This is a genomic window from Microcystis sp. CS-574 (genome assembly GCF_028329095.1).
GTDB lineage: Bacteria > Cyanobacteriota > Cyanobacteriia > Cyanobacteriales > Microcystaceae > Microcystis > Microcystis ichthyoblabe_A.
Genome location: NZ_JAQMSY010000152.1, coordinates 32,147 through 52,277 on the forward strand (window position 1 = coordinate 32,147; position 20,131 = coordinate 52,277).

At 42.9% G+C, this 20,131-nt stretch carries 19 protein-coding genes and 2 pseudogenes; 7 read left to right on the plus strand and 14 right to left on the minus strand.

Annotated features, from left to right (window positions below):
* Positions 1–9 precede the first annotated feature (9 nt).
* Positions 10–2,049, plus strand: a complete 2,040-nt coding sequence (locus tag PN470_RS12165) for a hydantoinase/oxoprolinase family protein (protein ID WP_271939202.1) — start codon at positions 10–12, stop codon at positions 2,047–2,049.
* A gap of 211 nt (positions 2,050–2,260) precedes the next feature.
* On the opposite strand, the gene PN470_RS12170 is transcribed toward PN470_RS12165, so the two are convergent.
* The 3 genes from PN470_RS12170 to PN470_RS12180 all read right to left on the minus strand — a co-directional run bounded on the left by PN470_RS12170 (position 2,261) and on the right by PN470_RS12180 (position 3,986).
* Entirely contained in the window at positions 2,261–2,881 is a 621-nt protein-coding gene (locus PN470_RS12170; RefSeq protein ID WP_271939206.1) for a chorismate lyase, read from the minus strand.
* A 148-nt stretch (positions 2,882–3,029) separates the two neighbouring features.
* The gene (locus tag PN470_RS12175) at positions 3,030–3,326 is read right to left on the minus strand and encodes a hypothetical protein (RefSeq protein WP_002733251.1); all 297 of its coding nucleotides are present in this window, start codon (positions 3,324–3,326) and stop codon (positions 3,030–3,032) included.
* Entirely contained in the window at positions 3,327–3,986 is a 660-nt protein-coding gene (locus PN470_RS12180) for a glutathione S-transferase family protein (RefSeq protein WP_271939211.1), read from the minus strand.
* Positions 3,987–4,243: 257 nt separating this feature from the next.
* On the opposite strand from PN470_RS12180, the gene lepB reads away from it, so the two are divergent.
* Positions 4,244–5,341: a signal peptidase I gene (gene lepB / locus PN470_RS12185; RefSeq protein ID WP_271939214.1), complete on the plus strand. Its 1,098-nt coding sequence runs from the start codon at positions 4,244–4,246 to the stop codon at positions 5,339–5,341.
* A gap of 254 nt (positions 5,342–5,595) precedes the next feature.
* Here the strand turns inward: lepB and PN470_RS12190 are convergent, their stop codons facing one another.
* From PN470_RS12190 to PN470_RS12210, 5 genes and pseudogenes are all read right to left on the minus strand, one after another.
* Entirely contained in the window at positions 5,596–5,886 is a 291-nt protein-coding gene (locus PN470_RS12190; protein ID WP_002740746.1) for a circadian clock KaiB family protein, read from the minus strand.
* On the minus strand, positions 5,883–6,749 hold the full coding sequence (locus PN470_RS12195) for a response regulator (RefSeq protein ID WP_271939218.1): 867 nt from the start codon (positions 6,747–6,749) through the stop codon (positions 5,883–5,885). Before PN470_RS12195 ends, PN470_RS12190 begins: the two co-directional genes overlap by 4 nt.
* A gap of 235 nt (positions 6,750–6,984) precedes the next feature.
* Positions 6,985–7,197: pseudogene (locus tag PN470_RS12200) on the minus strand (hypothetical protein); the annotation flags it as partial.
* Positions 7,198–7,231: 34 nt separating this feature from the next.
* On the minus strand, positions 7,232–7,909 hold the full coding sequence (locus PN470_RS12205; protein WP_271939224.1) for a hypothetical protein: 678 nt from the start codon (positions 7,907–7,909) through the stop codon (positions 7,232–7,234).
* A 96-nt stretch (positions 7,910–8,005) separates the two neighbouring features.
* A complete protein-coding gene (locus tag PN470_RS12210) occupies positions 8,006–8,302 on the minus strand; it encodes a hypothetical protein (RefSeq protein WP_271939227.1) in 297 nt (98 codons plus the stop codon).
* A 633-nt stretch (positions 8,303–8,935) separates the two neighbouring features.
* On the opposite strand from PN470_RS12210, the gene PN470_RS12215 reads away from it, so the two are divergent.
* A complete protein-coding gene (locus tag PN470_RS12215) occupies positions 8,936–10,168 on the plus strand; it encodes an NB-ARC domain-containing protein (RefSeq protein WP_272104601.1) in 1,233 nt (410 codons plus the stop codon).
* On the opposite strand, the gene PN470_RS12220 is transcribed toward PN470_RS12215, so the two are convergent.
* Positions 10,156–11,376: a serine/threonine protein kinase gene (locus tag PN470_RS12220; protein ID WP_272104602.1), complete on the minus strand. Its 1,221-nt coding sequence runs from the start codon at positions 11,374–11,376 to the stop codon at positions 10,156–10,158. The genes PN470_RS12215 and PN470_RS12220 overlap by 13 nt on opposite strands.
* 36 nt (positions 11,377–11,412) lie before the next feature.
* Positions 11,413–11,484: pseudogene (locus tag PN470_RS22370) on the minus strand (4-Cys prefix domain-containing protein); the annotation flags it as partial.
* 289 nt (positions 11,485–11,773) lie between these two features.
* Between PN470_RS22370 and PN470_RS12225 the strand changes: the two are divergent.
* Complete coding sequence (locus PN470_RS12225) at positions 11,774–13,147, plus strand: ammonium transporter (RefSeq protein WP_272104603.1); 1,374 nt, start codon at positions 11,774–11,776, stop codon at positions 13,145–13,147.
* Between the two features lie 65 nt (positions 13,148–13,212).
* Here the strand turns inward: PN470_RS12225 and PN470_RS12230 are convergent, their stop codons facing one another.
* Positions 13,213–15,414 (minus strand): PhoX family protein, encoded by a 2,202-nt coding sequence (locus tag PN470_RS12230; RefSeq protein WP_272104604.1) that lies wholly within the window; start codon positions 15,412–15,414, stop codon positions 13,213–13,215.
* Positions 15,415–15,687: 273 nt separating this feature from the next.
* Between PN470_RS12230 and PN470_RS12235 the strand changes: the two genes are divergently transcribed.
* Entirely contained in the window at positions 15,688–16,011 is a 324-nt protein-coding gene (locus PN470_RS12235; protein WP_271939243.1) for a DUF4164 family protein, read from the plus strand.
* Positions 16,012–16,051: 40 nt separating this feature from the next.
* On the opposite strand, the gene PN470_RS12240 is transcribed toward PN470_RS12235, so the two are convergent.
* From PN470_RS12240 to PN470_RS12250, 3 genes are all read right to left on the minus strand, one after another.
* Positions 16,052–16,735, minus strand: a complete 684-nt coding sequence (locus PN470_RS12240; RefSeq protein ID WP_271939245.1) for an N-acetylmannosamine-6-phosphate 2-epimerase — start codon at positions 16,733–16,735, stop codon at positions 16,052–16,054.
* Positions 16,736–16,890: 155 nt separating this feature from the next.
* Positions 16,891–17,400, minus strand: coding sequence for an inorganic diphosphatase (locus tag PN470_RS12245; RefSeq protein ID WP_002732961.1), 510 nt, complete (start codon positions 17,398–17,400; stop codon positions 16,891–16,893).
* Positions 17,401–18,043: 643 nt separating this feature from the next.
* Positions 18,044–19,210, minus strand: coding sequence for an IS110 family transposase (locus PN470_RS12250; protein WP_442930014.1), 1,167 nt, complete (start codon positions 19,208–19,210; stop codon positions 18,044–18,046).
* 18 nt (positions 19,211–19,228) lie between these two features.
* Between PN470_RS12250 and PN470_RS12255 the strand changes: the two genes are divergently transcribed.
* Both PN470_RS12255 and PN470_RS12260 read left to right on the plus strand, forming a co-directional pair.
* Positions 19,229–19,447 (plus strand): helix-turn-helix domain-containing protein, encoded by a 219-nt coding sequence (locus PN470_RS12255; RefSeq protein WP_272104606.1) that lies wholly within the window; start codon positions 19,229–19,231, stop codon positions 19,445–19,447.
* Positions 19,448–19,511: 64 nt separating this feature from the next.
* The coding region (locus PN470_RS12260) for a hypothetical protein (RefSeq protein ID WP_272104607.1) at positions 19,512–20,131 on the plus strand (620 nt) is incomplete at its 3' end.

Consider the following 20,131-nt stretch of genomic DNA (forward strand, 5'->3'; position numbering starts at 1 on the left):
GAAGGGATTATGTTAAAATTTTTTATTGATCGAGGGGGAACTTTTACCGATATCGTGGCGATAATCGATCGACCAGAAATTATTGAACGACTAGCTAGAGATGCCGCTAGATTTCTGATTGTTCCCCTTGCTGATCAACAGTGGATTGTTCTCTATAAACTGCTCTCGGAGAATCCCGAAAAATACCCAGATGCAGTCATTCAAGGGATCAAAGATATTAGTGGTTCCCTAGATAACATCGAAGTGATTAAAATGGGAACAACAGTAGCCACCAATGCGCTGTTAGAAAGAAAAGGAGAGCGCACGGTTTTATTAATCACCAAAGGTTTTAAAGATGCCTTGAGAATTGGCTATCAAAATCGCCCCGATATTTTTGCCCGTCAAATTATTCTTCCTTCTTTATTATACGAACAAGTTATCGAAGTGGCCGAACGGTACGATAGTCAAGGACAAGAATTAATCGCCGTTAATCCCGCCCAAGTTAAAGCCGATTTAATACCAGTTTATCAAGGGGGTATCCGAAGTTGTGCGATTGTTTTTATGCACGGTTATCGTTATCCTGACCACGAAAAACAAGTGGCAGCCATTGCCGAAGAAATCGGCTTTACTCACCTAGCCATTTCCCACCAAGTCAGTCCTTTAATGAAGCTGGTATCCCGGGGAGATACCACGGTAGTTTCTGCCTATCTATCACCAATTTTACGCCGCTATGTTGATAGTATTAGCCAGCAATTACCGAAAACTAGCTTACTATTTATGAAATCCGATGGCGGTTTAGTCACAGCCGATAAATTTCAGGGTAAAGATAGCATTTTATCTGGTCCTGCGGGGGGAATAGTTGGGGCAGTACAAACCAGTTTAAGGGCAGGATTTAGCAAAATTATCAGTTTTGATATGGGAGGAACTAGCACCGATGTTTCTCATTTTCAAGGGGAATACGAGCGGCAAACAGATAACGAAATTGCCGGCGTAAGAATGCGAGCGCCGATGTTAAGTATTCACACCGTGGCCGCTGGTGGGGGTTCGATTTTAGTCTATGATGGTTATCGTTTTCGGGTCGGACCAGAAAGTGCCGGAGCTAATCCCGGACCTGCCTGTTATCGACGGGGTGGACCCTTAACAATTACCGATGCTAATGTTTTGTTAGGAAAAATTCAAGCCGCCTATTTTCCCGCTATTTTTGGAGAAGAGGGAAATTTACACATAGATAGAGAGATTGTGCTGACAAAGTTTCAAGAATTGGCGGCAACAATGGGGGGTAATAATAGTCCTGAAATGTTGGCTGCGGGGTTTATTCAAATTGCCGTAGAAAATATGGCTAATGCGATTAAAAAAATCTCTCTACAAAAGGGTTATGATCTCAGTGATTATACTCTTTGTACCTTTGGCGGTGCCGGGGGTCAAGTGGCCTGTTTAATTGCCGATACTCTGGGAATGAAAAGTATTTTTCTCCATCCCTACGCTGGGGTTTTAAGCGCCTACGGCATGGGTTTGGCCGATTTGAGGGTAATTAAAGAAAAAGCGATCGAACAGCCGTTAAATGCCGATTTAATCGGGCAGTTACTCACGGAGATGAAGGAATTAGAAGTTTTAGCGGGTCGGGAATTAGAGGGTTATAATCGGGTGCGGCAGCAAGTTAGTTTAAAATATCAAGGCAGTGATGCCACTTTAGTGGTTAATTTTAGCGATCAAATGCGTCAGGATTTTGAACGGGAACATCAAAGACGTTATGGGTTTAAACAAGAACAAAAAGCTTTAATTGTTGAGTCGATTGCCGTGGAATTGATCCAGACTATGGACAGTCCCCAAGAAGCAATTTTAACTCGCACCCGTCCCATGGGAGAATTACCTCATATCCTCGATCGAGTAGCGGTTTTTATGGCTAATCAATGGCGGGAAACGCCAATTTATCAGCGTTCAGATCTGCAACCTTTTGATTGTCTGGCAGGACCGGCAATTATTATCGAAAAAATTAGCACGATTGTGATTGAACCGGGTTGGATGGCAAAATTAACGGAGAAAAATCATTTAATTCTCTGCAAAGATTAGCTAGGGTTTGCGGCAAAAAGTTTTTCGTGGGGGTAGGGTGTGGGGTGTGGGGTGTGGGGTTTTACCAGTTTTGAGGTGGCCAATTACCTAATTTTCAGGGAAAAAGTGCCTAAATTTCCCCCACTTTTTGATTTCAAAAAAGCCTAAAGATATTATCCAAGAAGGTTTTTAGATTTATTCAGTAAACCCTACATAGAAATATCTACGGCAGTTATTCTAATTGATCAATTCTCATTTCGCCGAGGTATTTACGGAGATAGGGAGAAAAAACCTCGTAAATCAGGGTAAGGGGTTGGCGAGCGTGCCAAAATAGGTAATGACGACCCCAAAATGCTCCTTTTTCCCCAAAAGCTATTTCTAATTCCGGGGAATGACCGTAATAAAGTCCCTGCACATCGCGATATAATTCCGTGTGCAGCCGCGAGAGACTTTCCCAAATCGGTAGGGAACGATTTTCTAGATATTCGTCCACTTGATTGGCAGACCACCAAGAAGCGGCATAGGCTAACCTTTGACCGCTCGCTGTGCGTAACCAGACTTGACGACGCAATCTCGGTCCTGGAATCAGGCTAATTTTCATCGGTGCGCCATCCTCATCATCGCCGATGGGGGACATATCGATCACATCCACTTCCGTTTTTTCACCGGTTAAAAGTTGTAAATGACGGGTGGGAGAACCATCGCCGAGAATTAAAATCTGCCAAGGAGGCGCGAGTTGACTATGGGGTAAACCTTGTTTAACATTGGTTTCGTCTCCTTGCCAGAGAGGGGACAGGGAGTACCAAGGAGGATTAAGCAGGGGCTTTTCTTGGGGGCGGAGGATAGCAGTCAAGGTTTGTTACAAAACTTTATGATTTTTTCATTAATCATAACACGGGATTTTTGTCTGCTGGCGAAAAAAGCGATCGCCCTACGCCAATCCTCTCTAACTTTTTGGTTAGCAGATGCACTCTCGCCAAAGGAGATTGACTATGTTTATTTTAACGATAGAAAGGTATCAATATCTGGAGGAGTTTTTGTAATCTTCTCAGGGCAATTAATTGTCGAATCTTGGGATTAATTTGGGGAGGATAAATGCTGGTGGCTAATTGTTCTTCTAGTAAGGCATATTCTGCCGCAGTTAGGGGTTGATTATCAAGGGGCGAGCGAGCCGAGGTGATAATTTCTGCTCGTAAAACTTCTTCGGGAATATCTTCAGGAGAGGGCAAAGCAAGGGCTTTTAGGGGCGATAAGAAACCGATAGAGATGAGGATGATAATTTTTGTCGTTCGCTGCATTTAATTTAAACCGGGGGGCAATTTTTCTCGACACTGTTGATGAATTTCCCCGATTCTAGCAAACAACCAGGGATATTTTTGACGATAACTGGGAATTAGAGCCAGAGGACTGAGTAGGGCAGTGGCGGCAATATCGGCTACACTTAATTTATCCGCCACCAAATAGGGCTGATTTTGCCAATATTCTAGAATCTTGAGGGCATTTTCTAGGCGCTCTTCCGCTAGTTTTACCCTTGCTGGGGTGATTTTATATTGTTGTCGCACGATCTTAATAATTATTTGACTACTCAGGGAAGAATCGATCGCTTTTCCCTCTCCAGCGCGATAATCATAATAGACAAATCTCGTCGCTACTCCAATACTTTCATCTAACCAATCCTCTAGTAACCAAGCTTGATTTTTCTCCTTTTCCCCAGCGGGAATAAAAGAGGGGAAAGGAACTACTTTTTCTAAATATCTGAAAATGGCAGTAGAATCGGCAATAATCTCATCTGCTGCCATTAAAACGGGGACAGTGGTTAACCCTTTAGTTAGGGGACTGAGTTTGAGAATATGTAGTCCGGGGGTAAGATTTTCTACTTGGTAATCAATCCCCTTATAACCTAGGGCTAAACGAGCTTTGCGACAGTAATGAGATGTGCTAAATTGAAGTAAAAGCATTAATTGTTATTGGGTGTTAGAGCAGTTATCAGTTATCAGATTTGAGTTTTAAGTTACCAGTTACCAGTTATCAGATTTGAGTTTTAAGTGAGCAGTTACCAGTTATCAGTTATCAGATTTGAGTTTTAAGTGAGCAGTATGTATTAAGGGAGCAGTATTATTCCTAATGTGTTTTCACTGATTACTGATCACTGATTACTGATCACTGTTTACTGATTACTGTTTACTAATTACTGAATTGCCAATAAATATATACTATGAGCAAACCCTCCCTTTTTTCGGCTGTTTCTCGTCCTTATGCGACTAATTCACAAGCAAAAGATCCCTGGTTAGCGGTCAATCTCTCGATGTTTTTCCCCGGTTTGGGACAATGGTATGCTAACAAAAACCAAAAAGCAACCATTTGGGCGATCGCTCAAGTAATATTAATAATTGTGACAATTTGGTCAATTTTTAGCCCCAATGGCCCTGTAAGCTGGGGATTAGGGGGAATAGTTGCTCTGGTTATCGTTTACATTAGCAATATTTTTGACGCTCACTGGACTGTTTATGATTCCAGACAGAATAACAGCTTAGAGAAAATTCCCCGGAAACAAAAAAACCCATGGTTTGCCGTCTTCGCTAACCGGATTATGCCAGGTTTGGGGCAATTGTACGCTGATAAGGTGAGATTAGGGATAATTTTTCTGACTATATCCCAGATTAGCCTGAAAATGGATCATTTTTTCACCAATATCCTCTTTCTTACCCCTTTAGTTACAGCGATCGCTATTTATCATGTTTATCACACTTTCCCCCATCAATTCCACCCCCATCGTCACACCTATCGTTCCATTTTGGCACTGATGGTGGCAGCAATTTTTACTTGGGGAATTATCTGTAATTATTTTCCCAATTGGTTACATCAAAGAATAGAATTTTTCCAGATTCCGAGCGAATCCATGCTACCTACCCTCGCAGTAGGTGATCGCATTTTCGTCAGTCAATCTGGTAATTATCAAACGGAAAGAGGCGATATAATTGTTTTTAGGACTCCCGAAAAAATTAAGCAACTAGATCCTAATTCTGGAGATTTTTTTATCAAACGAGTCATCGCTATTGCCGGAGATACCATTGAAATCCGCAGGGGTAAAGTTTATCTCAACCGGCAAGTTATCGAGGAACCCTACACCGCCGAGTTGGGCAATTATGAAATAGAATTTATGACTGTACCCCCAAAAAATCTGTTTGTTTTGGGAGATAATCGTAACCATAGTTTTGATTCCCATGCTTGGGGTTTTTTGCCAGAAAGTTATATCGTTGGTCAAGCCTATAAAGTTTACTGGCCCCTCGATCGTGTCCAGTCTTTGCTATGATGGGGATGACTATTGATTTTCAACTGTCTTCAAGGGGTAATTTTAATCCTATCTACTTATTAGCGAGGAAAAACCTAACCGCAAGAATTTCGGCTCTCTTGGATTTGGTGGGTAAAGTGTATTCTAAGATACATTCCTCCTAGCGAGGGGGTGGAACGAACCACAAAGACACAAAGGACACAAAGATTAATCGATCATATAGTAAGTTAAACTTATCACACAGAACCTAGAAGAGCCGAATTTTTAGGTGAGTCCTAATTGAGACGCGAGTCTTTGGGAATAACATCCAAACCGAGGAGAACCTTTTGGGTATTGGACATATCGCCGATAATTCTTTGTAGGGGTGGGGGAAGTTGTTTGACTAAAGTAGGAGTTACGAGAATTTTATCCTGTTCCGCTAATTGCGGCTGTTCGAGAACATCAATTATTTCTACCGTATAAAGATCGGATAACTCCTCGCGACAGATGCGAAAAATATTGGCGATCGCCCTTTGGGATTTACTTGAATCACCCATAATGTAGAGTTTGAGAAGATATTGACTCATGATTGCGTGTTATTGAACAGTTTAATGTTGCTGAGACCGATATAGTATTTACGATAGAAAGAGACGAGATAACCCATCAATTCCAAGACCATGAGACGACCTTCGCTAACGTAGGCCTGCGCTTTGGCCAGGGTGACATCCTGATTTTTTTGGCGTAGGGTGGTGGTATGAATATCCACCACATCGCGAGGACTAGCTTTTAAGAATCCTAACTTATCGGCCAAGCTTCGCAGTCGTTCCGATAGATTATGTTCCACTTTATATGCTTGTTCTTCTAAAGCTAAATCTAATAAATCTCCGTAATTTTGGACTAATTCTTGAAAAATATCGGGAATACTCTGCCTTATTGCCTCAGAACCGAACATTTTCGCCGTGATGCTAGTTTGTCCTCCCTTGATTAACTGTTCCAGTTCGCGAAATTCCTCTTCCTGTTGTTGATGTTTAAGATTGAGGATATATTGCTGACGCTCGATCGCTACACGAATTTGATAGACTAAAAGACTACTATCGATATTATTTAACTGAATATAACCATCAGCACCCAGTTGAAAGGCTCTAACGACTAATTTCTCATCATTGCTAGTAGTTTGAACCACTATCGGTATAGCAGCGGCTAATTCTCTGGTTTTGACTAGAATATTTAAGCCGGGGGGGACGGAGATTTCCAAGCTTAAGAGGATGAGATTAAATTTCTCCCCTGCCAGTTTTTCGGCAGTTTCCTGTAGATCCTGAGCTTGGGTGAGGGTAAAAGTCAACCCCTCAGCCAGAGAACATTGGGGGGCCTTTAACAGCAATCTCTGGATTAATTTAACAGTCGTCGGTTCGTCCTCTATCAATAAAATTCTACAGAGATCCCTAGTCATTGTTAATCGATCGCTAAAATTATCTTTTTTCCCCCTACTCTCATAGTAAGCCCATCTTTGGGAAACTCAAGGACAAAATCACAACATATCTCCGGCAAAAGTGAGATTTTAATGGCGACCTTGCCCTTAAAATCCTTAATTTAACGATTTTTCCTGAAAAAGATCGCTTTTCTACTCCAAGGAAACAATCTATTTCCTTTTTCTCCCCACTTCCCCACCTCCTCACTTCCCTCACCTATTTTGACTCAATTCGGCGAATTGCCACCACTGCCGGCCGGGGAGGTTGATTAACTTGACCACTGGGCCAATTCGACCCTAGGGGTACTTGTCGCATTTGTTCAAATTCCTGCCCATTAGTGGTTTTCAGGGCAAATTTTCGGTTTTCAAAGGCTAAATCCCGACGAATTCCCCCTGCTTCCCCCGGATGTTGTACTGCCAAAAATACAGAAGAAAACCTCATCAAGCTTTGCTAAAATCCAATACTATGGAGTGGTGGGGAGATTCCTGATATATTCCTGAACTCGATCATCGGGATGGCTGATCCCTAGCTTGAATACCGTGTAGAAGAAATTTTGGATCGATCTCCAGATGTTTAAAGCTTGTTCCCTGATGGATGGATGGGCCGAGAGCCTAATCAACGGTAAATTTCCTACCATTCGATGATCTTGATTGTGAGGATGAGGACTAAATAGAACCCGATAATCCTCGGCGATAATTTCTTTATCGCATCTCATCCAGTCGTCACGATTTCTAATCTGTTGGGGACTATAAATGCAATGCTCTTCGCTTAAACCTCGTATTTTGTAATAGGTTCTGGGTAATCGTTCTTTATAAATTCGTAAGCCCCAGTTGTGATGAACAGCGAGATAGGATAGAGTCCAGTGATGGCCGTATTCGTGGGCTAAGGTTCGTTTTAATTGCTCGATCGTACCTAAAGCAAGAGAGTTAAGGTAAATTGTCGCCGTAAATGTTTGTCGATCTCGATCGTAGTTCCCGACCCAATAACCATTGTCATCACTCCGCAAGTCCTTAATTTCTATTGCATCCAACCACGCTAATTCGATTGGTGACGAAAGACGAAGTTCCTGCTCGACAAAATCCGATAGTGATTCTAATTCGTCTAGAGTATATTGTTTACTAAAGTCTTTTATCCTAGGCATCGCAACGTGATTTTCGTAGATTCTTAACTGACTATTCTAATAATATAACCTAGCCCAACATCGTAGATTGGGTTATATTATATGTGTTGTAAGATATTATTTTTTCTTGCTTGAAGGGTCAAAGATAGTTGGCTGTTGCCCGTCATCTAATTCATCAAATGCGTCTTTCTCTGGATCTTCCGGCAGGATGGGAGCGCTTGCCATCTCGATTATATTCCTGCCGTCGCGAACTATTTCCCGATAGGCTACTCCCGTACTCTCCTGACTGGCGAACACTCCAGATTCGAGTTTTTTTAGATAGTCCCTCATTCGATCGATCCTCGATTTCGGGACTCCTGCCTCCGAAGCTTCTTGAATATTTCGTTTTAATTCTTGAGTAGTGATGGGGATCATTGATTTTAGTGTCTTTAAAATACACTGGAAACACTCTTACTATAGTGATTTTACAAAGAAAAGAACAGAAAACTACTACTAATTGACTAACTTCTGTATACAATTGATAATTTCTAGCATTTCGATAACTTTTTATCTTCTGATTTTCTTTCCTTATTATTATCTTGGCTAATTCGTAGGACGAGATCTTACATATTTAATAACTTCTGACTAACTTCTGACTAACTTATGCTACTATAGACATATACCTAAAATTACCATTTATGCCTAGATCATTAGAAATCCCTCTGGAATCCATTTTAAAGCTAACTTCGCCCAAACAAAGGAGAAGCCAACAAGGATAGTCTTGTTGGCTCATTACCCTAGAGCGATAGCATCTATTGACTACTGTTTTCCTTCTTGTTCTTCCTCCTCTTTTGCGTCGGGGTCGCGAAATTCATCGATCAGATCGAGGATCGCTCTCAAAAGATTGACGCTCATTTGGCTCTCTTGGATTTGGTGGGTAAAATGTATTCTAAGATACATTCCTGCTGGCGAGGGAAATGAATTGCCCTAAGAATTGCTTTATTATAGTTTTAAATTCTTTCTGAATAACTTCTGAATAACTTCTGAATAACTTCTAAATAACTGCTTATGTCTCGATCGCTGAAAATCAATCCCGAATACATCCCTAAAGCCGAACTCGCTCTTAAACAAAAGGGATACACGAATAAAAGTACCTTCGCCGAATTGATTCCTTTGGCTAGAGCGACAGTTACCAAATTTTTCACAGGTAAGCCGATTAGTCATGAGAATTTTACGACAATTTGCGAGAAATTAGGTTTAAACTGGCAAGAGATAGCATTGCTAGAAGAAACGTTCGGGAAAGGGGAAATTGATCGGAAGGACTGGGGAGGGGTACCGGAGGCGGATTTTTTCTACGGACGGACGGAAGAACTCGCCGAGATCAAACGGTGGATCATCGGTGACAAATGCCGTTTAATTACGGTTTTTGGGATGGCAGGGATGGGAAAAACCGCTCTCGCGGTGAAACTAGCGCAGGGGATCGAGGGATATTTCGATTACCTCATCTATCGTTCCCTTAAACAAGTTTCTCGCCTTACGGAACTTTTGGGGGATTGGTTAGAGATTTTGGCAAATTCTCCCCGCCGGGAGTTACCTGATAGTATCGATATCCGTTTGGCTAGGCTAATCGATCGAATGACCTATCATCGGTGTCTTTTGTTATTGGATGACGGCGAGGAAATTCTGCAAAGCGGCGATTTAAGCGGGAGATATCGAGAGGAGTTTGAAAACTACGAAAAGCTATTGAGACGGGTGGGAGAAGCACCGCATAAGAGTTGTTTAGTATTGATGAGTCGGGAGAAACCCAAGGATATCGATTTTCTAGAAAAGCGGCAGAATACAGTAAAGTCTCTGTTCTTGGGAGGACTCGATGAACTATCGGCTAGGGAGATGGTAAATAAGGAGGGAGGAGAAGGAACAGAGAGGGAGATTCGGGATTTTATCGAACTGTATCGGGGTAATCCTTTTTTTCTTAAGCTTGCTTTGGCTAGAATCGTCGATCTCTTCGGTGGTAATATTGCGGAGTTTTTACAAGCTGGGACGATAAATTTTAGTGATATTAATGGGATGATCGAGGTGCAGTTGCAAAGGCTTTCGGAAATCGAGCGGGAGATCTTGGAGGTTTTGGCGAGGGAAGAGGAAGCGATTTCTGTCTCGGAATTACGATCGAAGCTCAATAAACCCGGACTGACGGACGCAGTTGATTCTTTGAGAAAGCGATCGTTCATCGAAAGCAGAGATTCAGGCTTTATTCTTCCGAATTTGATTAAATCCTACGTTCTAGGACTTCAATCGAGATAGCGAGGAACGATGTTAACTTTTATCGCGTCTTTAACACTATTATTAACACTCCCTCGGATAACTTGCTCTAGTTCCTCCGCTAGTTCTGGGAGAATGGTCTCGTCTCGTTTTCTGAGGATTTCCACCTGCACGGTACAACCATATTGCTTGGGATCGAGAATAATATTCGAGTATTTTTGGATGATAGGATAAGGGCTATCTTTTAACTTAGCGGCATTAATCGCTTTTTGGGCATCTCTAGCTAGGGCATTGCTATCCTGTTTGCCATCTTTTCTAATCCTGCATTTGGTGTCATTGCTAGTATTAGGATTAGTTCGAGAAGGATCGGAATTGATCGCGAAATATACGAAAACTGAAACCCCTAATACCATAGCCCACAAGACTACTGTTTGAAATATAGAACGAGAGTTTTCCTGTGAATTAACCTTATCTTCAATGATTTGAATTCGTTTCAATATATCCTTTGTATTTCCGGGCCGCCCGTTAAGTTTTCGCTCTAAAAGACTATTGATTAAGGCGGCAAATTGATCCGATACGGGTGTAGATTCTGCACGCCACAGTAACTTTTCTTGAGTATCTTGTTCGATTTGAGAGGGATTCTTGTTGGTTAGAAGATGGACAAAAGTACGCCCGAGAGCATAAAAATCGGATTTGAAATCGGTTCTGCCTCGGTACTGTTCAGGAGCCATATAGGGGAAGCTCCCGATCGTTGTTGTAGTCTGCCCCTCTAAAATATTTTGATTAATTAAGCGAACCGCACCTAAATCGATTAGAAATATCCTGTTATCGCTATCGCGGTACATAATATTAGAAGGTTTAATATCGCGATGGATGAAATTATTAGAATGTAGTCTTTCTAAAATAGTAGTTACTTGTTTTAACCAGTCGATCGCCCGCCTTTCATCGATCGCCCCGTGCTGTTCTAGCCACTGCTCTAAGTTTAGTCCTGGGATTTTCTCCATCACTAGACAGTAAGCGGGAATAGGATTATTGGGAAACTCGATCGGGAAATATCCGCCTTGTCCTACTGTAGGAAGTCCCTCGATCCGGTAATTTTTTAATAAATCTGCCTCTCGATCGAACCGAGAAATCGTGTCCGGGTTCCCTGTGTAGAGAACTTTGAGAACCTTAGGAGTGTCTTGATCCTTCACATCCACCACATCGTAAAGGGTAGTTACTCTGTCCTCCCTCTGGTGTAGTACGTTCATCACCCGATATCTATTCTGTATTAGCAAGTGGGAACCGCAAGCCTCACAGATACTCCGATCTTCGGGGTTCTCCGGCCGGGGACAGATGGGATTGATACATAATCGCATTGAGTTTTCGACAGGCGATCGGGAATTCAGATATAGAGAACAAAAAAGAGAGAAATAAGATTCTGCGAGATAAGATTTAAGTGTTTATCCCGAATGGTATAAATCTATCGTAGCGTGGAGTTAGACAAAATACAGTCATTCCGATCTATCTTCTGATTCACAAGTCAGACATTTCTTTTCCATGACTAAGGCAGAATTTCAGCGGGCTATCGTTAGAAAAATTTTTCGGTGGCGATATTTCAGCTTATTTTTCGCTACTATACTCGTAAACGTTGGTATATCGGCGGTAATGGCTCAAGATCCCGGATTATCCGAGCAAGTGGCGCAGTTAAACCGCGGTCAAAATACGATCTGGGTGTTACTCACGGGTAGTCTCGTCTTCTTCATGAACTGCGGCTTCGCCATGCTAGAGACGGGCTTTTGCCAGAGTAAAAATGCGATCACCGTCCTCGCCAAACACACGATCGTCTTTACCGTCGCTACCGCAGTCTATTGGCTGATCGGCTTCGGGCTGATGTTCGGGGATGGCGGCAAATTTGTCGGAACACCGGGTTTTCTTCTACTCAATGGTCAATTTCCCTCCCTAGATCGGGCGGATATTCCTCTAACAGCTAAATTCTTCTTTCAACTCACTTTCGCGGGAACTGCCGCCACGATCGTATCGGGGGCGGTGGCGGAGAGGATTCGCTTCGGGGCGTTCGTCCTTTTTAGTGCCTTTTTTATCCTGATTTACTCCATTGCCGGTTTTTGGATTTGGGGAGGGGGCTGGTTGCACGAGTTGGGGTTTCGGGATTTCGCGGGTTCGACGGTGGTTCACTCGGTGGGAGGATGGGCGGCTTTGACGGGGGCGTGTCTGTTAGGGCCTCGTGCGGGAAAATATATCCCTTGGGGGCAAGGGGAAAACCGTTCCTTCAAAATTACTAGCTATCGCGGCCATAAAATCATGGCGACTTTTGGCGGTAATCCGAGCCTAGCGACCTTGGGATGCTTTATTCTCTGGTTGGGTTGGTTCGGCTTTAACGCGGGTTCTACCCTCGCGGCCAATGCGGACGCAATCTCCCATATCCTCCTGACGACACTCATCGCCGGGGCTTTCGGCGCGCTGGCCTCCACCACTCTCGCTTGGATATTCTCCGGTAGGCCGAGTCTAACCTTTATTATTAATGGCATTCTGGCGGGTTGTGTCAGTATTACCGCCCCCTGTGCCTTCGTGAATTTTTTGAGCGCGGCGCTAATCGGCTTTATCGGTGGGGCGATCGTTCTTCCGTGTAGTATTTGGCTCGAAAAAGGGGAAATCGACGATCCGGTGGGAGCCGTTCCCGTTCATCTCGGTTGCGGTATCTGGGGTACTCTGGCCGTGGGGATTTTCTGTTTAGCCCCCAAAGATATTCCTTGGGCGGATACCTATTTAAAGCTGCCGAAAGGGGGGTTACTTTTCGGGGGAGGAGTGGATCTATTTATGGCACAATTGATCGGGATCGGGGCTATAGGCTTTTTGGTCGCCAGTTGTAGTCTATTACTCTGGATCTTTGTGGGATGGTTCTTCTATCGCCTGTCGCATCCCAGTAGTTTTGGTTTCCGTCCGCACAAGGGGTTACGGGTTTCGCAAGAGGAAGAGGAAAAGGGAATTGATTCCCTGTTTGCGGAATGGGAAGAGAAGTAATAGTTTAGGAAGTCGATACAATGGCGGCATAGCCAGAAAAGAAAGAGGAAACTTTCGTTTAAAGTCTATTTTGACTCAATTCGGCGAATTGCCACCACTGCCGGCCGGGGAGGTTGATTAACTTGACCACTGGGCCAATTCGACCCTAGGGGTACTTGTCGTATTTGTTCAAATTCCTGCCCATTAGTGGTTTTCAGGGCAAATTTGCGGTTTTCAAAGGCCAAATCCCGACGAATTCCCCCCGCTTCCCCCGGATGTTGTACTGCCAAAAATAACGTCTCTTGGTCGGGAGTAAAGTACAATCCCGTTAATTCCGCATCCATGGGAGCGATAGCAAAAGGATAGGGATGCTCTTGACCCTTGGCAAACACCCAAGCGCTATTATTGCCAAAAATACCCAATAAATCCCGTTGACTAACCGGAACCCCTTGGGGATAACGAGTTTTCATCTCTCGATTTAACCCACCCGTGGAAATATCGCTAACCATCCAGAGATTTCCCTGTTTATCAAAAGCGAGGTTATCGGGATTAGAAAAACCCTCACCTTTCTCTGTCGGTTCCCCTCCATAAGCGACCACATCCCAACGAAAACTTAAGGAAGCAGCATCGTTATTATCTTCCCTTAAGCTGATAATCCAACCAAATTCGTAGGGGATTTCGCCATTTGGTCCCTTAAATATCTCCCTATCGGCTCCTCCCTCCGCTTCACTGGGACTACCAGAGGTAAAGGTTATATATAAAGTGCCATTCTCGTCCACTTCCGTATCTTCTGGCCGACCAGTACAAGTGATCCCAACGGCGTTAGCGGCAAAATGAGCATCGATGAGAATTGCTCCCTGTTTTTCCGTCCCATTACCTTCATACAGGTCTGCGAGGGTCTTATATTTAGCTTTGTAGGCTAAAATCTCCTCATCGTCCTTAAATAGCAGTAATTTAGTCTCATTGACCGTTCTTTCGGGATTCGGCAAAGCTACCACCCCATCCCCGCGACTAGCGGCAATTTGACTCGGTAGGACGGGATTGATCTCCGTGTCGGGATTTAAGGGTATCCAATAACCGGTTTTATCGGGGTTGAATTTGGCCCCGTAGAGCATTCCTTTTTCTAGGAGTTTTGAGTTATTTTTGTCTTTAATATCGCTAATTTTGCCCTCGGAGACGAATTTATAGACATGACCGCCTCTGCGATCGCATCCTGAATAAACCGCCAAGGATTGCCCCGTTTGAGCGAGAAAAGCGACTGCTTCATGGCGAAAACGCCCTAACCAGGTGTGTTTTGTGCCGTAATCGTCGGGATTGGCCGGATCCACCTCCACCATCCAACCGTATTTATTTCCCGCTAACCCAAAAACGTTACCCCGGCCATCCACTTCCCCACTATTGAGAATAAAGGGGGTAGTATCGGGATGCAAAGAGGAACCATCTTTTAACACTACCTCGGTCACTTGGTCTTGAAAGTTCTCCTCGGCACTAAATACGGTTCCCCAGGGAGTTGTTCCCCCGGCGCAATTTTGCAACGTTCCGATAATTTTTGACCCTAATCCGTCATCGTAGCCAAGTTTATCGGTTTTGGTAAAAATTGCTACAGCAGGACCGGTGGCTTTCAGGTAACGACCGTCCTTTAGTCCAGAGATACCGGTAATGCGGCGATCGGCTTTACTATAGGTACGTTGCCATTTTCCCGTTTGATCTTTAGCTAAGGAAATTACGCCAATTCCCTGATCAATTAAGCCTTCTAGGGAGATTTCCTCGATTTTTGCCTTTAAGCTGGCATCTTGCAGGTGATAGGCGGCAATTTCACCCTTTTCGTTCGTTTTTTCCCGTACTTCCTTGACGGGTAGGGTTTTACCGATCACTTGTTCAAAGGTTTGTAGCCAAGTACGACCACTGATATATTCAAAATTAACGGTTAGATAACCTTGACCCGGACTGGTTTCGATAAAAGATAGATAATCATTGTTATAACCGAAACGGGAATCACCCACTTTATCCCCCCACTGTGCCAGCACATCATAGGTGAATCCTTGCGGAAGAACGAGATCATCTAGGACTTTATAGGTTTGATAGGCATTTTTTTGGCTTTCATCGCTCATACCGTCAATTTTTAAGGGAATTGGCAGTTTGACTGGAGAAAAGTTGAAACCGAAACTATTGGCAGCGATCGCAGGACTGCTAATCAGAGAGGAATATTTTTTCTCTTGCAGACTGAAAAAAGAGACACCAGCAGTGGCAGTTAAAAAGGTGAGGAAATTACGGCGAGAAATACTCATATTTTCAGGAATAAAGTCAAAACTGGTGTTCAGACCTTGATTAGGTTAAATTTTATTACATAAACTTGACATAGGTATTATATATTATCCAAGTTATGACTAAGTTAACAGCCAGTTAAAAGTAATCAGTAAACAGTAATCGGTGCAAAGACAGCAGAAAACTGCCATAATCAGTAAATAGTAATCGGTGCAAAGACAGTAGAAAACTGCCATTTAATACCGCTCACTTAAAATTCAAATCTGATAACTGAAAACTGAATAGGGGTTTAGCAAATGTCTAACGAAACTGTAACTTATTCCCTAGAAAACGTTCTGACAAGGATTGAGGGAAAAATCGATAACCTACAAAGAGATGTTACTCAAAAATTCGACAAAATCGATGAACGTCTCACAAAATTAGAAATCGGACAAGCCGAACTCAAGGGAGAGTTAAAAGGAGATATTAAAGCTTTAGATGAGCGATTGACCACGGAAATCAAGGGATTAACGGCACGGGTTGCCTATCAGGAATTTACTAACCGGGGGATTTTAATCGCTTTAGTCGTCGCCATTTTGGGTGGTGCGGCGAAACTTTTTGGTTTTTTTCCTAATCCCTAGAAGTGGCTATTAGGCACGGCTAGGAGCAAGATTAATGTCATTAATCTTTTGATAAAATTCCTTGTAAAAAAGCGCTAGTTTTTAAATCAATCCCTGTAATTGCTGTGCCAACAACTACCGAATATGCACCAACTTCTAAGGCTTTTTTGGCTTCTTTTGGAGTCGATATTCCTCCTTCACAGATAACAGGAACTGATAAATTATTAACTAATTCTTCTAGGAAAGAAAAACTCGGCGGCTGCAGCTGTTTAGTTGCTTCTGTGTAACCGTAAAGAGTTGTACCGACAATATCAGCACCAGCTGCCACGGCATAAATAGCACTTTCGATCGAGTCTATATCTGCCATGACTAATTTACCAGTTTCCCGATGAATACGATCGATAATTGTGGCTAAATTTTCATCATTAGGACGCTTTCTGGGGGTAGCATCCAAGGCAATTATATCGGCACCCGCATCGGCAATGGCCAGAGCATCTTGATATTTGGGCGTAATATATACCGAACAATCGGGATAATTGCGTTTCCAGAGTCCAATTATCGGTATATCCGGCAATTGTTGACGGGTGGCTTTCAGATGAGCGGGACTATCAATTCTTACCCCACAAGCACCCCTATCCACGCAAGCATGAGCCATGGCAGCAATAATTACAGGATCGTGCAGAGATGACTCCACTGGCGCTTGACAGGAGACGATTAAACCCGATTTTAAGGTTTCTATTCGCATAAATTGGGGTGTAGGGTGTGGGGTGTGGGGTGTGGGGTGTGGGGTGTGGGGAGACTTTTCAGTTATCAGTGAACAGTAAACAGTAATCAGTGAACTGATAACTGATAACTGATAACTGATAACTAACCCCACCAGCAAACTTTTTGCCGCAAACCTTACTTATAAGCAGCAATACACTGTTCAACTAAAGCGGTTACTGCGTCCACATCTTTCCAACCGAGAATTTCTGTGACTTTTTTCTCTAGATTCTTATAGGTTTTGAAAAACTCGGCGATTTCGTCCAAGCGATGGGGAGAGACATCTTTGAGAGATTTTACCTCTGCATAACGGGGATCTTTAGCGGGAACACAGAGAATTTTTTCATCGCGATCACCACCATCGATCATTTCTAACATACCAATGGGACGCGCTGTAATCACACAGCCGGGGAAAGTAGGCTGATCCATGATCACCATACCATCTAAAGGATCGCCGTCATCGGCGAGGGTATTGGGAACAAAACCATAATCACAGGGATATTGTACCGAAGAATAGAGAACGCGATCGAGAGCAAAGGCGTTTAAATCCTTATCAAACTCGTATTTATTCTTACTACCAGCAGTAATTTCCACTAAAACGTTAATTAAACCGGGTTTCGGTTGGGCAGGAATGCGCGATAAATCCACAAGCTTTCTCCAAATACAAGACAATAGCGCCTTTAGAGTCACCTAAAAGCGCAGGCAAAATTAAAAGACACTTTGATTGACTCCGATCCAAATTTTACCCACAAGGGGGATCGGGACGAAGAAAAAAATTTTATCTTGGCAATCGTCTATCTCAATTCTGTCACCTCATTTGCCTCGTTAGGGAGTAGGATGTGTTGCCGGTAAGGGGTTCTTCGGTATAGTTAGGCGTGGAGTTATATCCAATCGCTAACAAGGGTAACGTTAGGGTCAGAATTGCGATCATAGTTCCGAGTAGATTGGCCCACCTATGACTAGGAGGTTCGGAAGTCTTCCCTGACGGGTTGCTTGATTCCATAAAGGGGTCGTGTTGAACTCGACAAGTAAAGAATACGAGAGATATACAGAGCAGTCAGCCATCGGCCCTGAGCTTTTGACAAATTACTGCTATTTTTTGCCTTTGGGCTTGGTTAACGTCTCGTTAAAAAGCGAAACATTAACAGCAATACTCTCCCTACTAATTATATTTTACCAATTCTTTTCCAATAGTTCACTCTGATACTTTTCTTGACCATCTCTCCAGATCATGGTCTGTTGGTGTTTGTCCATGTCATACTAAATCAGTTTTTAATAACTGGATTTAGTATCACTTTACTAAATTTTGGGTTAAAAGTTGATAGAGTAGCCTGGTCTCGTAAAATAGCAAGCGACACAGTCCATCTTTCCCCAGTGCCTTAAAACTTGGTAGCTCCTGAGTGACTTCAATTTTTAGCCCGGTTTTTTCGTTGCGAGTAAAATAGGTGTGTTTTCTGGGATTTAGCCAAGAGTTCTTAAGTTTAGTCATAATCTCAGTTTTAGCCGGTTTATTTGGACAAATAGTCACCATTGCATGAGCATACAAGTGAGAGCGCATTAAGTCGGAACCCTTCCAGGTTTTTTTAACCTTGTCTTGTTTGGCTGAGGTATCCCCTGAAATTTGATAGGAATAGCCTAACCCTAGATAAGCCTGAAACTTTCTCAGGCTGATATCGTGATCACCTTTAAAGTAAGGTTTTCCCTTAACTAAAAATCTTTCGATAGGGTAGCAATGTAAAAGCAGTAAACTTTGAGTGATAGTGCCAAAGCAAAATTGATTAAAGACTTGACGATAAAGTTTAAACTGTTCTAAGTCTAAAATATCTCTTAGCTCTTGTTCTTTAATTGATATTCTAGTTTGATACATGATAATATCATTAGCCAGTAATTGACTGTATTCACTAACTCCGGTCCTGGCTGTGGCTTTAATGCGCGGGTTTTTTGTCAAACCAGCGATATGTCCTAACGTAGGATTACAACCCTTAACCCCGATATACTCAAAGTCTCTTTGTGCAATCTCCGGAAATTCACAACATAATCGCTGTCTAAGTTGATTGATTAAAGAATTTTTGTTTTTATCGAGTTGTTCCCGTTCGTGAAAAGTCCGGCGCAATAAATCGATTGAGTCGTGATCATAATTGTTTAAGATCGGGGGATTGCCTAAATCGTCTAACCCTGATTTATCAAAATAGGTTAGGGCAATGGTTAGCGCGTCAAGATAATCGTCTTTATTTTTAGTCTTAAAATAGTGCTGACGATTTATCTTAGTTTGCTGATGAGATATCCAATAGATATCCATGCCTAACTTTTTAGCGCAATTAACCCAGAAGCTTGCATACCAGTAACCCGTAGGTTCGAGAATGATCGCGTCAGATTCTAAAGATTTAATAATCTCGATCGCTTCAGCATTACACTCTAATTTATAAGCTATCTCGTTAAGTTGAGTGTTTCCCTTAATTCGCGAGTATCCTTTAAATTGAAGTCTTTAATCAAAGAAGCAGGTATTACTCAAAAAGAATTCGCTAATCGGATTGGCGTTAATTATTCAGCAGTAAAGTTTTATGTTTCTGGAATTAATCGCCCTAGTATAGATGTTTTTGCCGATATGTGTCGTGTTCTCAATCAATCACCCAAAACTGTGATGAGCGCTTTAGGCATTGATACCACCGGTATCCCCGACGATTCCCCTAACTAATAAAACACCCCAACGAAAAGGCTAATCGTTGGGGAAAGTGACAAAAATTTTGTCGTTTACCACTATGATGACTTTCTCTATAAACGATCGCGTCTCCTATCAGGGAGAAAAGGCCACGGTTAAACAAGTCTGGAAAAAGAAAGTCCGGGTCATCCTCTCAGACTTGCGAGAGATAACCGTAAGGATGGACGAGGTTAGGCCGGCTTATGAAGTTATCCCCGGTCAATTACCATTAATTGATCTTTCTCAGTATCAACCCCCTGATCGTCCGATCAGCCAATGGGACTTAGAAAATGAAGACTCGATCGAAACCTTGACCCCTGACAGCAACCAGTCAGAAGACTCGATCGAAACCTTGACCCCGGACGGTGGTGAAAATGAAGACTCGATCGAAACCTTGACCCCGGACGGTGGTGAAAATGAAGACTCGATCGAAACCTTGACCCCGGACAGTGACCAGTCAGTAGATGCGATCGAGATAGATGTTCGATCAGTGCCAACTTATCAACTGATAACCCTTTATGAAGTGATCGCAAGAGAATTGCACTATCGTGATGAGTCAGAGTGTTCACTCCCTAACTCACTCCCTAACCCTAACCCTCTCCCTAACCCTCTCCCTAACTCACTCCCTAACTCACTCCCTAACTCACTCCCTAACCCTCTCCCTAACTCACTCCCTAACTG

Excerpts from the sequence above, each read along its gene's own strand:
- PN470_RS12190 (WP_002740746.1), bottom strand. The coding sequence starts at position 5,886 with ATGAGTCAATATCTTCTCAAACTCTACATTATGGGTGATTCAAGTAAA.
- PN470_RS12215 (WP_272104601.1), top strand. The coding sequence starts at position 8,936 with ATGTCTCGATCGCTGAAAATCAATCCCGAATACATCCCTAAAGCCGAA.
- PN470_RS12195 (WP_271939218.1), bottom strand. The coding sequence starts at position 6,749 with ATGACTAGGGATCTCTGTAGAATTTTATTGATAGAGGACGAACCGACG.
- PN470_RS12240 (WP_271939245.1), bottom strand. The coding sequence starts at position 16,735 with ATGCGAATAGAAACCTTAAAATCGGGTTTAATCGTCTCCTGTCAAGCG.
- PN470_RS12225 (WP_272104603.1), top strand. The coding sequence starts at position 11,774 with ATGGCTCAAGATCCCGGATTATCCGAGCAAGTGGCGCAGTTAAACCGC.
- PN470_RS12175 (WP_002733251.1), bottom strand. The coding sequence starts at position 3,326 with ATGCAGCGAACGACAAAAATTATCATCCTCATCTCTATCGGTTTCTTA.
- PN470_RS12220 (WP_272104602.1), bottom strand. The coding sequence starts at position 11,376 with ATGAACGTACTACACCAGAGGGAGGACAGAGTAACTACCCTTTACGAT.
- PN470_RS12235 (WP_271939243.1), top strand. The coding sequence starts at position 15,688 with ATGTCTAACGAAACTGTAACTTATTCCCTAGAAAACGTTCTGACAAGG.
- PN470_RS12180 (WP_271939211.1), bottom strand. The coding sequence starts at position 3,986 with ATGCTTTTACTTCAATTTAGCACATCTCATTACTGTCGCAAAGCTCGT.
- PN470_RS12205 (WP_271939224.1), bottom strand. The coding sequence starts at position 7,909 with ATGCCTAGGATAAAAGACTTTAGTAAACAATATACTCTAGACGAATTA.
- PN470_RS12165 (WP_271939202.1), top strand. The coding sequence starts at position 10 with ATGTTAAAATTTTTTATTGATCGAGGGGGAACTTTTACCGATATCGTG.
- PN470_RS12230 (WP_272104604.1), bottom strand. The coding sequence starts at position 15,414 with ATGAGTATTTCTCGCCGTAATTTCCTCACCTTTTTAACTGCCACTGCT.
- lepB (WP_271939214.1), top strand. The coding sequence starts at position 4,244 with ATGAGCAAACCCTCCCTTTTTTCGGCTGTTTCTCGTCCTTATGCGACT.
- PN470_RS12210 (WP_271939227.1), bottom strand. The coding sequence starts at position 8,302 with ATGATCCCCATCACTACTCAAGAATTAAAACGAAATATTCAAGAAGCT.